This window comes from Microbacterium oryzae (genome assembly GCF_030406385.1).
GTDB classification, from domain to species: domain Bacteria; phylum Actinomycetota; class Actinomycetes; order Actinomycetales; family Microbacteriaceae; genus Microbacterium; species Microbacterium oryzae_A.
The window spans coordinates 286175-300832 of sequence record NZ_JAUEPM010000002.1 but is presented as its reverse complement, the minus strand read 5'-3'; the positions used below and the strand labels follow the sequence as shown (position 1 = coordinate 300832).

The window sequence follows — 14658 nt, the reverse complement described above, 5'->3', positions numbered from 1 at the left end:
TGCACCGATGCAGGCAGCTCGCGACTACGCCTAGAGTAGTCCCGCGACCGATCGAATCGATTCAGTCCGGCTCAGCGTGGAGGAGGGCGAGCATGACCGCGCGCGATCCCGACGCGCTGCCCGTCCTCGAGATGCGCCGCGTCGTGAAGTCCTTCGGAGCCGTGCTCGCGCTGCGCTCGGCGAGCCTGCGCCTGGAGAGCGGGTCTGTGCACGCGCTCGTCGGCGAGAACGGCGCGGGCAAGTCCACGATCGTGAAGATCATCGCCGGCGTCTACCGCCGCGACGGCGGGCGCTTCGAGATCGACGGCGAGGCGGTCGACTTCACCTCCCCCGCGCAGTCGCGGGACGCGGGCATCGCCGTCATCCACCAGGAGCCGACGCTCTTCCCGCACCTCTCCGTCATCGAGAACGTCTACCTCGGGCGCGAGCCGCGGGGCGTGCTCGGATCGATCGACCGCCGCGGCATGCGGGATCGGCTGCTGCGGATCCTCGGGCGCCTCGGCGTCGACATGGATCCCGATCTCCCCGCCGACGTGCTGTCCATCGCCGATCGGCAGATCGTCGAGATCGCGAAGGCGCTCACCGAGGACGCCCGCATCCTCATCATGGACGAGCCGACATCGGCGCTCTCGGTCCGCGAGATCGAGCGGCTCTTCGCGATCGTGCGGAGCCTGCGCGACGAGGGCAGGGCCATCCTCTTCATCTCGCACCGGTTCGGCGAGGTCTTCGACCTCTGCGACACCATCACCGTGCTGCGCGACGGCGCGTTCGTCGACACCATGGACATCGACGACACCACGGTCGACGAGCTCATGAGCGCGATGGTCGGGCGCGACGTCACCGAGCTCTTCCCCAAGCAGGACGCCGAGATCGGCGAGCCCGTCCTCGAGGTGACGGAGCTCGAGAGCCGCGGCACGTTCCACGACGTATCGCTCACGGTGCGCGCGGGCGAGATCGTCGGCCTCGCCGGCATCGTCGGCTCGGGACGCAGTGGCCTCGCCCGCGCGATCTTCGGCGTCGACCGGTACGACGAGGGCCGCGTGCTCGTGGACGGCGAGCGGGTTCCCTCGGGGAGCCCGGCAGCGGCCATCCGGTGCGGCATCGCCCTCGTTCCCGCCGATCGCCTGCGGCACGGGCTCATCCCGAGCCTGCCGATCTCCCGCAGCGTCACCTTGGCGTCGCGTCGGTCGCTCGCGCGGCGCGGGCTGCTCTCGAGCAGGGCCGAGCGCGCGGCCGCGCGGGGGTGGGTCGAGCGCCTTCGCATCAGGGCCGCCTCGCTGAGCGCTCCCGCCGGCTCGCTCAGCGGCGGCGGTCAGCAGCGGGTCGTGCTGGCGAACGCGCTCGCGACCCGGCCGCGGCTGCTCATCGTCGACGAGCCCACGCGCGGCATCGACGTGGCCTCGAAGGCCGAGATCCACCGGCTCCTCAGCGGGCTCGCGGGCGAGGGGATGGCCATCCTCATGATCTCGTCGGAGCTGCCGGAGATCCTCGGGATGTCTGACCGCGTGCTCGTCATGCGGGAGGGCCGCATCGCGGCCGAGCTGCCGCGGCACGCCGCCACCCCGGAGGCCGTCATCAGGGCGGCCACCGGCGGCTAGGGAGAGGGGAAGACCATGGAGAGGCTGTCGGATCGGCTGCTGTCGTGGGCGAGCCTGATCGACGAGCAGACCATCGCGCAGGCGCGCACGTCGTCGCAGATGCCGTTCATCCACCCGCACCTGGCGCTCATGCCGGACGCCCATCTCGGACTCGGCGCGACCGTCGGCTCGGTCATCCCCACGCGTGGCGCCATCATGCCGGCCGCCGTCGGCGTCGACATCGGCTGCGGCATGATCGCCGTGCGCACGCCGTTCACGCGCGCCGATCTCACCGGGCGCGACCTCGGCGACCTGCGTCGACGGATCGAGCGCGCGGTTCCGCTCTCCGCCGGGCATGCGAATCGCAGGATCACCGCCACCGCGGCACCCCGCATCGCCGAGCTCGAGCGGCTGGCGGCCGAGGCGGGGTTCGATCCGGCTGCGCGCGCGAAGGGCTGGCGCCTGCAGCTGGGCTCGCTCGGCAGCGGCAACCATTTCATCGAGGTGTCCGTCGACGAGACGGACGCGCTGTGGATGTTCCTGCACTCGGGCTCACGCGGCGTGGGCAACCGCATCGCGCAGCACCACATCGCCATCGCGCAGCGGATCTGCCGCGACGCGCGGATCGACCTGCCGAACCGCGACCTCGCCTACCTCGAGGAGGGCAGTGGCGAGTTCGCGCAGTACATCCGCGAGCTGCGGTGGGCCCAGCGCTTCGCGCTGCTCAACCGCGAGGAGATGATGGACCGCGTTGCCGAGCAGCTGGGAGGCTTCCTCGGCACGGAGGTCGAGGAGCTCGAGCGCATCAACTGCCACCACAACTTCACGGAGTCGGAGGTGCACTTCGGCGAGCGCGTGTGGGTGTCGCGGAAGGGCGCGATCCTCGCCGACGCGGGCCGCCCCGGGCTCATCCCCGGTTCGATGGGGACGGCGTCGTACATCGTCGAGGGGAAGGGCAACGCGCTGTCACTGAACTCCTCGCCCCATGGCGCCGGGCGGGAGTACTCCCGATCCGCCGCCCGCCGCACCTTCACGCGCGAGCAGCTGCGCGAGGCGATGGCCGGCATCGAGTACCGCGACACCGACGCGTTCCTCGACGAGATCCCGCAGGCCTACAAGCCGATCGACCGCGTGATGACCGACGCGGACGACCTCGTGACCGTGCGGCACACCCTGCGGCAGCTCGTCAACGTGAAGGGCGACTGACGGTGGGCCCTAGTCCGTCTCGAACGGGAAGCGCACGCCGAGCGCCGAGCGCCAGCGGTCGAGCGTCCGGACCGTCGCGAGGGTCTCGGCGTGCGTCATCTCCGTCGCCTCGCCGGTGCCGTCCGCCAGCGCGGCGAGCACGGCGCTCGCCTCCAGCGCATAGGCGGGGGCGGCGTCGATCTCGACGACCCGAGCACCGCCATCCACCGTGGCGAGCTCGATGGTCGTCGCGCCCGTCGGCGTCCACGGGTCGGCGACGCGGATGCGTCCCTTGTCGCCGAGGATCGTCACGTCGTTCGGCGCGTCCACGCGCACGCCCGTCGCGAGGGTCGCGGTGATGCCGCCGCGGTAGGTCGCGCGGGCCACCGCCCATTCGTCCACTCCGGTCGGGCCCACGACGCCGGCGGCCGAGAAGACGAGCGGCTCCGCGGCGTGCATGCCCTCCGCGGCGTCGACGATCGCCGCCGCCATCGTCACCGGGTACCCGCCGACGTCGAGGATGCCACCGCCCGCGACGGCGGGGTCGAACAGCCGCCCCTCGCGCTCGGGCATCGCGAACGCGAACGCCGCGTCGATGTGGAGCACCCGCCCGATCACGCCGTCGCGGACGAGGTCGAGCACCGCGCGCGTCTGCGGATGGAACCGGTACATGTACGCCTCGACGAGCGGCACGCTCGCGCCGCGAGCCTCGCTGACCAGGGTGGCGGTGGTGGCCTCGTTCACCGACAGCGGCTTCTCGCACAGCACGGCCTTGCCGGCTCGGATGGCCGCGCTCACGAGATCGGGATGGGCCGTGTGCACGGCGGACACGTAGACCGCGCGCACGCGCGGATCGGCGAGCGCGTCCTCGTACGAGCCGGCGAAGACGTCGGCGTCGCCGCTCGCCTCCGCCTCATCCGCGAATGCGCGCGCCCGCCCCGGGTCGGAGCTGCCGACCGCGACGATCCCGCCGCCGGCTGAGGAGAGGTCGGCCAGGAACCGACGCGCGATCTGCCCAGGACCGAGCACGGCCCATCCGCCCGTCGTCGCGCTCGAAGCCGGGGTGGTCTCGGGAGAGCTCATCGTCGTCCTTTCGAGAGTGCCGCGCGGCCGCCGCCGATGCGGCCACCATAGGGGCCGGCCCGGCCGAGGGTCAAAACGCGCTGCGGCCACCGTCGCCGCAGAACGCGGCGACATGACGCCGATGGACGCGGAACGGGGAAGCGGTCGCCGCGGCCGGCCGACCCGCGGGCCGCCGCCCACCTCCGCCGCTCAGTCGAGCGCGCGCGCCGGCACCTCGTGGATGGCCGTGCTGAAGTTCGCGCCGTTCAGCTCCAGATAGAGGTGGCCTTCGGTCACCGACACGGACATCGCGCTGCGGCGCTCGATGGCGGCGGTGGCGTCGTCGATGAAGCCGGGGTCGAAGCTGCGCAGGACGATGTCCTCCGCGCGGTGGATCGTCTTCCCCGCCCACGCGCCGAGCACCTTCGCCGGGTCGCGGTGCGTGTAGACCGCGGTGCGCTCGGCGAGCTTGCTCGCGTAGTGGAGGCGCTCAGCATCGGGGGCGCCGACCTCGACCCACACGGTGATCGCGCCGGTGAGGTCGCGGACGATGACCGCGGGCTCGTCCGTCGACGAGATCCCCTCGCCGAACGCGATCCCCTCCTCGTATTCGAGGCAGTACGCGAGCACCCGCGTGAGCATGTACGCGTCGGTCTCCGACGGGTGCCGCGCGACGCGCAGGCTCAGCTCGTCGTAGACGCCGCGATCGACGTCGGCCAGCTGCACCGTGAAGGTGTGGATCATCGCGCCGATCGCCATAGCGACCGAGCCTACCGGGCGCGGGCGTGCAGACCGCCGACCGCGCCCGGTAGGCGGTCTCAGCTGCGCTTGCTCGTGGCGCGCGCGATGAAGAACAGCACCACGCCGACGGCGATCGCGATCGCGCCGAAGAGCCAGACCCGGCCATCCTGCTGCGTGAGGAGCAGGATGCACGACGCGACGCCGAGCACGGGGACGAAGGTCCACACCCGGAAGTGCTCGTGCTCGACCTTGTCGCGACGCAGCACGAGCACCGAGATGTTGGCGCTCAGGAAGACGAACAGCAGCAGCAGCACGACCGTCTCGGCGAGCAGCGCGAGGTCTCCCAGCAGCGTCAGCAGCATGGCGATGAGGGTCGTGACGAGGATGGCCACCCACGGCGTCTTGCGCTTGGGCAGCACCTTCGCGAACACGGCGGGCAGGAGCCCCTGCTCGCCCATGCCGTAGGTGAGGCGGCTGGCCATGATCATCGTGAGCAGTGCGCCGTTGGCGACGGCGATGAGGGCGATGAGGCTGAACAGCCACGACGGGATCGCCATGCCGCTCGCCTCGACGACCTCGAGGAGCGGGCCGCTCGACTTGGTGAGCTCGTCGGCGGGCAGGGCGATCGAGCTCGCGAGCCCGACGAGGATGTACACCACGCCGGCGGTGAGGAGCGAGCCGAACAGCGCGCGCGGGTAATCGCGACGGGGGTTCTTGACCTCCTCGATGACGTTGGCGGACGTCTCGAATCCGACGAACGAGTAGTACGCGACGATGGCGCCGGCGAGCACCGCGGTCGCGGCCGACGTGCCCTCCGGCAGCTGGGTCACGCGCGATGCATCGCCCGCGCCGCCGCCGAGGATCAGCGCGCCTGCCACGACGACGATGACGAGGCCGCTGAGCTCGATGATCGTCATGACGAGGTTCGCGCCCATCGACTCGCGGATGCCGCGGGCGTTGAGGGCCGCGACCACCGCGAGGAAGACGATCGCAACGAGCGGCGCCGGCAGATCGATGAACGTGCTGAAGTAATCGCCGGCGAACGCGAGCGCGAGTCCGGCGGCGCTGACCACGCCGGCGGCGAGCATGGAGAACCCGACGAGGAACGACACGATCGGGCTGCGGAACGCGCGCTCGGCGAACACCGCCGCGCCGCCTGCCTTCGGGTACTTCGTGACGAGCTCGGCGTACGACCCGGCGGTCAGCAGGGCCAGCAGCAGGGCGACGAGCAGCGGAGCCCAGAGCGCCCCTCCGACGTCGCCGGCGAGCACGCCCATGAGAGCGTAGATGCCGGCGCCGAGCACATCTCCGAGGATGAACGCGAACAGCAGCGGGCCGGTGATCCCCCTGCGCAGCTTGGTATCGGGGGCGGTGTCCTGCGTCATGCTGTCTCCTCGTGCTCGCGCCTGCCTCAGAGGCGTCCACCGAAGATGGTGTCGGATGGCGGGGGTCGCTGTCGCGCCCTTGACCCTGCGCACGGGATGTGGGTAGGGGTCAACTCGAGCGACAGGCCGCCGAGCACATGCCCGTCGCTCCCGCCCCGGGCCGTACTCCTCCGGTGCTCGCGAATCAAGCCGCGCCCGTCCCGCCGCTCGGCGCGAGGTGATTCGTTATGGTCGGCTTCATGGGGAGAGGCCAGTTCAAGCTCGCAGCCGTCGCGGCGCTCGCCGTGCTGCTGACCGGCTGCTCGATCCAGATCCCCGCCGACCCGCACGGCACCCTCGATCGCGCTCAGGGCGGCGCGCTCCGCGTCGGCGCGACCGAGAACCCGCCCTGGGTCGAGATGGATGGGGGCACCGAGCCGGCTGGCAGCGAAGCCGATCTCGTCGCCGAGTTCGCGGAGGGCCAGGGTGCAGACGTCGAGTGGACGACCGGGAGCGAGGCCGTGCTGATGGACGCCCTCGACCGCGGCGAGCTCGACCTCGTCATCGGCGGTTTCCTCGACGACACCCCGTGGGCGGAGAAAGGTGCCGTCACCTTCCCCTACACCGCGGATGGGCCCGACAAGCACGTGATGATCGTGCGGATGGGCGAGAACCGGCTCCTCGTCGCCCTCGAGGAGTTCCTGTACGAGGAGGCGTCATGACCGCGCGCTTCGGACGCACCGAGCTGCCCGAGCGGCAGGAGCAGGCCCTGCGGAAGGCCGTCCGCTTCGAGTGGTACACGCTCGTGTTCCTCGCCGTCACCATCACGATGGTCTATCTCGTGATGGGCAGCTCGCAGGCGATGAAGGCCGCGTGGATCGAGGACCTGCTCTCGCTCACGCCGCCCATCGCGTTCCTCATCGCGGTGCGCATCGTCAACCGGCGGCCCAACGAGAAGTACCCCTACGGCTATCACCGGGCCGTCGGCGTGGCGCATCTGGTCGCCGGCGTCGCCCTCTTCGCGATGGGCGTCTTCCTCATCATCGACTCCGGCTCCGGCCTCATCAGTGCGGAGCACCCGCCGATCGGATCGATCGTGCTCTTCGGTCAGCCGATCTGGCTGGGATGGCTGATGATGATCGCGATGGCGCTCACCATCCCGCTGCCGATCTACTTCGGCAAGGTGAAGATGCGCCTCGCGCGCGATCTGCACGACAAGGTGCTGTATGCCGACGCCGATATGAACAAGGCCGACTGGATGACCGCGGCCGGGTCGATCGTCGGCGTCGCCGGCATCGGACTGGGACTGTGGTGGGCGGATGCAGCGGCCGCGCTGTTCATCGCGGCGAGCATCGTGTCCGACGGCGTGAAGAACATGCGTGCGGCCATCACCGATCTCATCGACACGCGCGCGACGACCTTCGACGACGGCAAGCCCCATCCCGTCGCCGGTCAGGTCGACACCTACCTGCGGAATCTGCCCTGGGTGGATAGGGCGGGCAGCCGCATGCGCGACCAGGGCCACGTCTTCCACGTCGAGTCGTTCGTGGTGCCGCGGAAGGGAAAGACGCCGAGCCTCGACCAGCTCATGGAGGCGCGAAACGCCTGCATCGATCTGGACTGGCGCGTGCAGGACATCGTGATCGTCCCCATCGACGAGCTTCCCGAGGAGGTCGGCGGCTCCGACGACTCCCGCCAGTCCGAGCGCAGTCGCTGAGGGCACCCAAGGCACTACTCTTCTCGAACCGGACCGGTGAAGGGAGCCCGATGCGACGACACCTGCGCTGGATCATCCCGCTGCTGTGCGTGCCGGTCATCTACCTCGCGGGAGCACTGACGATCGCGGCGATCTCGGAGATCCCCGACGCCACGGAAAGCGTCGGCCTCGGCCTCACAGTGCTGTCGGTGATCGCCGCGATGGTCGTCGGCATGCTCGTCGCCGCGGTGCTCACCGTCACCGGCGCTCTGCGGGTCAGGCGGGAATCGCGCCGGCGGCGCGGGATCCTGACGCCTTTCGAGCAGGTGCAGCAGGCGCGAGCCCAGCAGGAGCTCGCTCGGTGGGAGGCCGCGCGCGCCCTGCGGTCGACGCTTCTGCGCCGGCAGGTGCCGGCGACGATGCCCGTCTGGCACGTGGTGCCCGAGGGCGATGAGGTGTTCTTCTTCGAGCTCGAGGCCGACTACGAGCGGTACTACGGCCAGGACGTGACGTACACCTCAGCGGGAGGCGTGTTCGCGGGAAGGCCGGCGTTCGTGCTCGCCGGCCTGGCCGCGAGCGCTGTGGTGACCGCCTCCCGACGCTCGGCGGCCAACGCCGCCGCGGCCGAGCAGTGGCGCGAATGGGAGCACGTGCGAGTGCTGGTCTCGAATCGACGTCTCGTCTGCCTCGTGCGAGGACAGTGGATGAGCTTCCATTACGGCGCGATGACCGCGATCTATCCGGAAGTGAGCTCGTGGACGCTGGTGACGGAGTTCGGCGGGACGATCGCGCCGCTCCGCCTCCGCGGCGCCGATGTTCCCCTGGCCGCCGTCATGACCGTGTTCGCCGCGTACGGCGAGGATGGTCTCGCACGTCACCCGGGGCTGGCGCCGCTTTCGTGACGACGGCGTTCAGGCTGCCCGGCGGTTCTTCCGGCAGGTGAGGAGGACGGCGCCGCCGATCGCGAGGATCATCGCGGCCGGCAGCGCGATGGCCATGGGCAGCCCGAACGGAACCTCGGCGAGCGCGGCGATGGCGAATGTCGCAGCCATGCCGACCCCGACTCCGGCACCCGTCATGGCGCTCATGATGACCGGGTCGATGAAGGGGGTGCGGTTGCTTTGCTGCGTGTTCATGTCCCCACCGTACGAATCCGGCGCGACCACGACCATCCGCCGCCCGTCGGAATCTCGATACGGCCCTCCCCCGTAAGGAGGAGACGTCACTCCCCCGGGCGGTGCCGGATCATCGACGTGCCGATCGCCAGCGCGACGCCGCCGAGCACGACCCCGCACCATCCGTTGTAGCGCGACGGGTCCTGCCAGGGCCCGAGGATCGACAGCAGTGCGGTCTGCGCGAGGACGAGGAGCACGAGAGCCGCGGCCATGTTGCCGAGCTTGACCGCGCGCATGAGCACATCGCCAAGTCGCCGGGCGGAGAAGAAGCCGTGGATGGCGAGGCCGAGCTCCACGAGCGCGATCACGGCGAGTGCGATCGCGACGTACCGGTCGTAGCCGACCCGCACCTGCTCGCCGAGCGCGAGCGGGATGCACGCGACGGTATAGACGGCCGCCATCGACGTGAGCAGAATACCGGAGATGCGATACGTGCGCAGCGCCGCCTCGGTGCCGTGCCCGCCCTCCTCGCTCCGATGCGCGCGCACCACGAGGATCTTGACCGCGGCCATCCCGAGCGTGAAGAGGACGTTGGCCGCGATGAACGTGGAGAAGTGCCCGAGCAGGACGAGCGTCTTCGACCCCGCGACCGTGACGTGGACGGGCACGGCAGCCGCGGCGAGCACCACGTTCCGCCGTCCGGTGTCCTTCATCGCCGACGCGAGACGCCGCATGTGCGGTGCCTCATCCGGGGTGTCGACTCCTGCGGGCATCCTTCGACAGTAACGCGCTGGGCTGGTCAGCCGCCCGCGTCGGAGATCAGCGGCACGGCCTCGTCCAGCTGGTCGGTCACGAGACCGTCGATCCCCGCGGCCAGCAGCGCGTCCATCGCCATCCGGTCATTCACCGTCCACGCGTAGATCGGCAGGCCTCGCGCATGCGCCCAGTCGATCATCTCGGGGGTGATGGACGCCTGCTCGACGACGTAGAAGTCGTTGCCGACGTCGGGGAGCTTGCCGACGTTGATCGCGACGGTGAGGCCGACGCGCAGGTCCGGGCGCAACTGCTTGAGCTTCTCCACCGACGCGCGGTCGAGCGAGTGGAAGACGTTGCCCTTCGTCCCGCCGATGGCGTCGAGCTCCGCGAGCAGCTCGTCCACGGGGTCGCGGGTCTCGTGGCCGGTGATCTTCAGCTCGATCATGAGCGGGATGCCGAGCTCTCGCGCGCGCTCCACGTACTCGGTCATGGTGGGGATGGTGTCGGCGCGGCCGTGCATGCTGACCGTCGTCTGCAGCACCTCGGCTGTGGTCATCTCGTAGATGTTCTCGTTGCGTCCCGCGAGCACCGTGAGATTCACGTCGTGGCTCGCCACGTAGTCGCCGTCGGCGGTCTGCTGCACGTCGACCTCGACGTAGTCGGGGTCGAACTCCGCCGCCGCCTCGAGCGCGGCGATGGTGTTCTCGGGGCCGCCGTTGTCGTATCCGCGGTGCGCGATGAGCAGCGGATCCTCGGGCAGCGCCGATGTCGCCTGCGACGCTCCTGCCGTCAGCGCGCCGGTCCCGACGAGGGCGAGGACTCCGGTCACGGCGACCACGCGGATGCGCACGCGGCGCCACCGGACCGGCGCCGGCCCGATGGCCGAAGCCTCGAGCCCAGCGGCCAGGCGCGCGCGGGCGACGACGAGGAAGGCGATCGCCTGCGCCGCGAACACGCTGACGAGCTGGTACAGCGCCCACGCGAGGATGGCCTGGCCCGCGAAGGTCTCCGGCTCCTTGCGCAGCCCGCTCTGTCCGGTCTCCAGCAGGAAGGCCGCCGCCCTGGGCAGGAGGGCGACGATGGCGGCCACGACGACGAGGGCGATCGCGGTGCGGCGCTCGTCACGGCGCCGCGCCCAGCGCTCGTCGCGAGGCGCCTTCGGCCACAGCTCCAGCATCAGCGCAGGAAGGGCGAGGATGGCGGCCGCTGTGACGACGAGGAGCGCGCCGATGATTCCGGACCACAGGGCACCGCTCAGGCCGTCCTTGAGGAATTCGCGCCCGATGAACGGCGGCACCGCGAGGACGGCACTGGCGGGTGCGAAGACGGTGATGCCCGCGAGCGGACCGGCCACGGCCATCCCGATGGCAAGGGGCCAGGCGCGGCGCATGCCGGCTGCCACGCGGAGCCGCGGCCACATGCTGCCGCGGGACGCCTCCCCCGCCAGGCGACGCTCGGCGACGACGAAGGCGAGCACGGCCCATCCGACAGAGGCCGCCGCGATGAGCGCGCCGGCCGCGGCCAGCAGCGCGACCGAGCCCGGCGTGCCGGCGAGGACGAGCAGGTTCTGATCGGTCAGCGCGCGCAGGTCCGCGACGTGCAGGGCGCCTTCGAAGAGCGCAGTGACGATCGGCGGGAGGATGGCCGCGATCCCGAGGTGCACGGCGATAAGCAGGGCCCAGAGCCGCGGTGGGAGCTGCACGAGCGGAAGCAGCAGCGCGCGGACGCCCTGCTGCTCGGAACTTCGCTCGATGCTTCCCATGGCATGCGCCATTCTCCCCTGGTGACCTGAGCCGACTGGACCCCTTGCGTTCAGGGAGGAGCTGGTTTACGCGGAGGTCGACAGGGCGGACGGCGCAAGCCCCCACGAGTCCGTGAGGACGGAGCGAATCCGTGTCGCCGGAGGATCTCGCGTGTCAGTACGACTCCCGAGAGCTCGCGGGGGCACCGGCCCACTCCGACGCGACGTTCTCGGCGGCACGGGCGAGCACGGCCACGTCGGCGGCCACGAGCAGGAAAGCCGCGCCGGCCCCGGCGTAGCTCTGCGCGACGGCGTGATCGAAGGCGTTCACGCCCACGGGCTTGCCGGCCCGCAGCACCGCCTCGAACGCGCGCCGCACGGCGGCTGTGACGTCGGAATGCGTCTGCTGGCCGATGAGGCCCATCGACGCGGCGAGGTCGCTCGGACCGACGAAGACGCCGTCGACGCCGTCCACGGCGGCGATCTCCCCGGCGGCCTCGACCGCCTCGATCGTCTCCACCTGCACGAACAGCGCCGTGTGCTCGTCGGCCTCGGTCAGGTAGCCGTCGACGCGATTCCACCGTGCGGACCTGGCGAGAGCCGAGCCGACCCCTCGGCGACCGAGCGGCGGGTAGCGCACGGCCGCGACGACCTCGCGCGCCTCGGCGGCGGAGCCCACCATCGGCACCAGCAGGTTCTGGGCGCCGACGTCCAGCACCTGTTTGATGAGGACGGGATCGGCCGATGCGACGCGGACGACGGGCGTCGCCGGATACGCGGCCACGGCCTGCAGCTGCGCGAGCACCGACGGGAGGCCGTTCGGCGCGTGCTCCATGTCGATGAGCAGCCAGTCGACGTCGCCTCCGGCGCAGATCTCGGCGACGAGCGGCGAGCCAGAGCACACCCACATCCCCGCCAGCGGCCGCGTCGCGTCGGCCAGCCGCGTGCGCAGAGTGGGAGCTAGACGAAGCGGCACGACACCGCCCCCAGCGCGCCGAAGTCCGCGTGCACGGTATCGCCGCGCTCCACGCGCATCGGACGCGTGAACGAGCCGGAGAGGATGATCTCCCCCGCCTCGAGCCGGTCACCGTGCGCGGCGAGCTTGTTCGCGAGCCACGCGACCCCGTTCGCGGGATGGCCGAGGACCGCCCCGGCGACACCCGACTCCTCGATCACCTCGTTGCGGTGGAGCAGGGCGCCAACCCACCGCAGGTCGATCGCCGACGGCGCCGTCGGCGTCCCGCCGTGCACGATGCCGCCGAGCGCCGCGTTGTCGCTGATGGTGTCGACGATCGTGCGCCCGGGCAGTTCGATGCGGCTGGAGAGGATCTCGAGCGCCGGCGCCACGTAGGCCGTCGCGTCGAGCACGTCGAAGACGGTCGTGTGCGGGCCGGCCAGGGGTCGCGCCAGCACGAAGGCGAGCTCGACCTCGATCCGCACGTTGGAGAACCGCCCGTGCTCGATCGCCGTCCCGCTCTCGAACACGACGTCATCGAAGATCACCCCGTAGTCGGGCTCTGTGATGCCCGTCGCCTGCTGCATGGCGCGGCTCGTGAGCCCGATCTTGCGCCCGGCGATCCGCCGGCCCACGGCGAGGCCCCGGTCACGCCACACCCGCTGGACGGCATAGGCGTCGTCGACCGTCATCCCGTCGTGCCGCGCCGTGAGCAGGGGCACCGTCGTGCGCGCGCTCTCCGCCCGGGCGAGCTCGTCGGCGATCCCGGTGAGCACCTCAGGCGTCAGCACCGGCGTCCCTCTCGTCGAACCGCCTCCGCCACTCGGCGCTCATCGGGAACAGGCCGTCGAGGGGATGGCCTTCCGCCACGCGCTCCGCGATCCAGGCATCCTCCTGCTCCTGGGCGATGGTGGCGTCGGCGACCTCCTCGGCCAGGTCCGGCGGGATGACGATGACGCCGTCGTCGTCGCCGACGACCCAGTCCCCCGGTTCGACGGCGGCGCCGCCGCAGGCGATCGCGACGTCGTGCTCCCAGGGCACGTGCTCGCGCCCGAGCACGGCGGGATGCGCTCCCTGCGCGAACACCGGGACGCCGATGCCGGCGACCGCGCGCGCGTCGCGCACCGCGCCATCCGTCACCACGCCGGCGGCGCCGGCGACCTGGGCGCGCAGCGCGAGGATGTCCCCCAGCGTCCCGGCGTGCGGGAAGCCACGCGCCTCGATGACGATCACCTCGCCCGGTCCGACGGAGTCGAAGAGGCGCTTCTGTGCGTTGTGACCGCCGCCGTGCCGCGCGAAGAGGTCCTCCCGCAGCGGGATGAAGCGCAGCGTGCGCGCGCGCCCGATCAGGGAGGAGCCGGGAGTGAGCGGAGCGACGCCGTCGATGAACACCCGGTGGAGCCCGCGCCGCCGCAGCTGCGCGGACAGGCCGGCGACGGGCGCCGCGCGCAGCTTCTCGATCAGCTCCATCAGTGCACCCCCAGGTACTGCTCGAGCGTCTGCGGCGTCGCCTGCAGCAGGGGCTCCTCGACAGGCTCGTCGGGGAACTCGCTCGCCTCGAAGAACCATCGGTTCGAGGCGGGCATCCCCCACAGCTGCGCGCGACGCGGGTCGGTCACATCCCATCGGATGGGCGGGGTCTCCAGATCGATGAACTGGTAGTGGGTGTTGAAGAGCTCCACGCGATGCTGATCGGGGTCGCGCAGGTAGAGGAACAGCGCGTTGCTGATGCCGTGGCGCCCCGGCCCGCGGTCGATCTCGTCGCCGAAGCCGAGGGCGCCGGCGACGTCGGCCGCGTGGATGAGCGACGAGCCGTCGGGGACGGCGAACGCGAAGTGGTGCAGGCGCGGCCCGCGCCCGTTCGTGAACACGAGGTCGTGCGTGTTCCCCTTGATCTCCATCCACGTGCCCCAGAGCTCGTCAGTGCCGTCCTTCGCGGTGTACTCCGACATCCGCATGCCGAGCCCCGTCCAGAAGTCGGTCGCCTTCTGCACGTCGTGCGTGACGCACTGGTAGTGGTCGATGCGCTGCGGGGCACCCGCGACGAAGGTGTCGTAGCGCTGCATCATGCGCGGCACGACGTCCATCGACGACGTGAGCTCGATGTGCGTGCCGACCGCGTCGCGGAACTGGATCGTGGGGCCCTGGTGGGCACGCTCGACGCGGCGGTGCTCGATGTCGTTCTCTCGGAAGAAGCGCTCGGCCGCGACGATGTCGTCGTCGGTGCGCACCCGCAGGCCGACGTGCAGCGCCTTCGCCTCGTCGGCGCGCTCGAGCACGAGACTGTGATGCGCGGCCTCCTCGAGCCCGCGGAGGTAGACGGCGTCGTCGGTCTCCTCCGTGACGACGAGGCCGATCACGTCGCGGTAGAAGTCCCGGCTGCGCTCGAGGTCGGTCACGGCGATCGAGACGTGACTGGCCCTGGTGAGGGCGAACGCGGGGTGGGGATTGGTGACGGGAAGCATC

14 protein-coding genes and 1 pseudogene are annotated in these 14658 nt (G+C 71.1%); 5 read left to right on the top strand and 10 right to left on the bottom strand.

The genetic code is table 11. The annotated features are described in order from the left end of the window. The first annotated feature begins 92 nt into the window (after nt 1-92). Together QWJ90_RS05405 and QWJ90_RS05400 are read left to right on the top strand one after the other, a co-directional pair. Entirely contained in the window at nt 93-1598 is a 1506-nt protein-coding gene (locus QWJ90_RS05405) for a sugar ABC transporter ATP-binding protein (RefSeq protein WP_290106664.1), read from the top strand. A gap of 15 nt (nt 1599-1613) precedes the next feature. Further along, nucleotides 1614-2783 carry an RtcB family protein gene (locus QWJ90_RS05400; protein ID WP_290106663.1) on the top strand — a complete coding sequence of 390 codons (1170 nt, stop codon included), beginning with the start codon at nt 1614-1616 and terminating at the stop codon, nt 2781-2783. A gap of 9 nt (nt 2784-2792) precedes the next feature. On the opposite strand, the gene QWJ90_RS05395 is transcribed toward QWJ90_RS05400, so the two are convergent. The 3 genes from QWJ90_RS05395 to QWJ90_RS05385 all read right to left on the bottom strand — a co-directional run bounded on the left by QWJ90_RS05395 (nt 2793) and on the right by QWJ90_RS05385 (nt 5950). After that, nucleotides 2793-3845: a Gfo/Idh/MocA family protein gene (locus QWJ90_RS05395; RefSeq protein WP_290106662.1), complete on the bottom strand. Its 1053-nt coding sequence runs from the start codon at nt 3843-3845 to the stop codon at nt 2793-2795. Nucleotides 3846-4034: 189 nt separating this feature from the next. Further along, entirely contained in the window at nt 4035-4583 is a 549-nt protein-coding gene (locus tag QWJ90_RS05390; RefSeq protein ID WP_290106660.1) for a YaeQ family protein, read from the bottom strand. 59 nt (nt 4584-4642) lie between these two features. Beyond that, nucleotides 4643-5950: an APC family permease gene (locus QWJ90_RS05385; protein ID WP_290106659.1), complete on the bottom strand. Its 1308-nt coding sequence runs from the start codon at nt 5948-5950 to the stop codon at nt 4643-4645. Nucleotides 5951-6189: 239 nt separating this feature from the next. Between QWJ90_RS05385 and QWJ90_RS05380 the strand changes: the two genes are divergently transcribed. Genes QWJ90_RS05380 through QWJ90_RS05370 form a run of 3 tightly spaced genes read left to right on the top strand, consistent with a single transcriptional unit; the run spans nt 6190 to nt 8527 of the window. Next, nucleotides 6190-6651, top strand: coding sequence for a transporter substrate-binding domain-containing protein (locus tag QWJ90_RS05380; protein ID WP_290106658.1), 462 nt, complete (start codon nt 6190-6192; stop codon nt 6649-6651). Then, complete coding sequence (locus QWJ90_RS05375) at nt 6648-7646, top strand: cation transporter (protein ID WP_290106657.1); 999 nt, start codon at nt 6648-6650, stop codon at nt 7644-7646. Before QWJ90_RS05380 ends, QWJ90_RS05375 begins: the two co-directional genes overlap by 4 nt. A gap of 50 nt (nt 7647-7696) precedes the next feature. After that, the gene (locus tag QWJ90_RS05370; RefSeq protein ID WP_290106656.1) at nt 7697-8527 is read left to right on the top strand and encodes a hypothetical protein; all 831 of its coding nucleotides are present in this window, start codon (nt 7697-7699) and stop codon (nt 8525-8527) included. A 9-nt stretch (nt 8528-8536) separates the two neighbouring features. Here the strand turns inward: QWJ90_RS05370 and QWJ90_RS05365 are convergent, their stop codons facing one another. From QWJ90_RS05365 to hpaD, 7 genes and pseudogenes are all read right to left on the bottom strand, one after another. Then, the gene (locus QWJ90_RS05365; RefSeq protein ID WP_290106655.1) at nt 8537-8761 is read right to left on the bottom strand and encodes a hypothetical protein; all 225 of its coding nucleotides are present in this window, start codon (nt 8759-8761) and stop codon (nt 8537-8539) included. Nucleotides 8762-8847: 86 nt separating this feature from the next. Further along, nucleotides 8848-9513 (bottom strand): hypothetical protein, encoded by a 666-nt coding sequence (locus QWJ90_RS05360; RefSeq protein WP_290106654.1) that lies wholly within the window; start codon nt 9511-9513, stop codon nt 8848-8850. Between the two features lie 26 nt (nt 9514-9539). Next, a complete protein-coding gene (locus QWJ90_RS05355) occupies nt 9540-11258 on the bottom strand; it encodes a glycerophosphodiester phosphodiesterase (RefSeq protein WP_290106653.1) in 1719 nt (572 codons plus the stop codon). A gap of 154 nt (nt 11259-11412) precedes the next feature. After that, nucleotides 11413-12213 carry an HpcH/HpaI aldolase family protein gene (locus QWJ90_RS05350; protein WP_290106652.1) on the bottom strand — a complete coding sequence of 267 codons (801 nt, stop codon included), beginning with the start codon at nt 12211-12213 and terminating at the stop codon, nt 11413-11415. Beyond that, entirely contained in the window at nt 12198-12983 is a 786-nt protein-coding gene (gene hpaH, locus QWJ90_RS05345) for a 2-oxo-hept-4-ene-1,7-dioate hydratase (RefSeq protein ID WP_290106650.1), read from the bottom strand. The genes QWJ90_RS05350 and hpaH overlap by 16 nt, the downstream gene beginning before the upstream one ends. Further along, nucleotides 12970-13728, bottom strand: a pseudogene (locus QWJ90_RS05340) (fumarylacetoacetate hydrolase family protein); the annotation flags it as partial. The pseudogene QWJ90_RS05340 and the gene hpaH, both read right to left, overlap by 14 nt. Then, nucleotides 13662-14657, bottom strand: coding sequence for a 3,4-dihydroxyphenylacetate 2,3-dioxygenase (gene hpaD / locus QWJ90_RS05335; RefSeq protein WP_290106649.1), 996 nt, complete (start codon nt 14655-14657; stop codon nt 13662-13664). The pseudogene QWJ90_RS05340 and the gene hpaD, both read right to left, overlap by 67 nt. Nucleotide 14658 lies beyond the last annotated feature (1 nt).

What these genes read in the sequence shown, in the direction of transcription:
- QWJ90_RS05375 (WP_290106657.1), top strand. Translation starts at nt 6,648, where the DNA reads ATGACCGCGCGCTTCGGACGCACCGAGCTGCCCGAGCGGCAGGAGCAG.
- QWJ90_RS05390 (WP_290106660.1), bottom strand. Translation starts at nt 4,583, where the DNA reads ATGGCGATCGGCGCGATGATCCACACCTTCACGGTGCAGCTGGCCGAC.
- QWJ90_RS05395 (WP_290106662.1), bottom strand. Translation starts at nt 3,845, where the DNA reads ATGAGCTCTCCCGAGACCACCCCGGCTTCGAGCGCGACGACGGGCGGA.
- QWJ90_RS05355 (WP_290106653.1), bottom strand. Translation starts at nt 11,258, where the DNA reads ATGGGAAGCATCGAGCGAAGTTCCGAGCAGCAGGGCGTCCGCGCGCTG.
- QWJ90_RS05385 (WP_290106659.1), bottom strand. Translation starts at nt 5,950, where the DNA reads ATGACGCAGGACACCGCCCCCGATACCAAGCTGCGCAGGGGGATCACC.
- QWJ90_RS05400 (WP_290106663.1), top strand. Translation starts at nt 1,614, where the DNA reads ATGGAGAGGCTGTCGGATCGGCTGCTGTCGTGGGCGAGCCTGATCGAC.
- QWJ90_RS05370 (WP_290106656.1), top strand. Translation starts at nt 7,697, where the DNA reads ATGCGACGACACCTGCGCTGGATCATCCCGCTGCTGTGCGTGCCGGTC.
- hpaD (WP_290106649.1), bottom strand. Translation starts at nt 14,657, where the DNA reads ATGCTTCCCGTCACCAATCCCCACCCCGCGTTCGCCCTCACCAGGGCC.
- QWJ90_RS05380 (WP_290106658.1), top strand. Translation starts at nt 6,190, where the DNA reads ATGGGGAGAGGCCAGTTCAAGCTCGCAGCCGTCGCGGCGCTCGCCGTG.
- QWJ90_RS05365 (WP_290106655.1), bottom strand. Translation starts at nt 8,761, where the DNA reads ATGAACACGCAGCAAAGCAACCGCACCCCCTTCATCGACCCGGTCATC.
- QWJ90_RS05360 (WP_290106654.1), bottom strand. Translation starts at nt 9,513, where the DNA reads ATGCCCGCAGGAGTCGACACCCCGGATGAGGCACCGCACATGCGGCGT.
- QWJ90_RS05405 (WP_290106664.1), top strand. Translation starts at nt 93, where the DNA reads ATGACCGCGCGCGATCCCGACGCGCTGCCCGTCCTCGAGATGCGCCGC.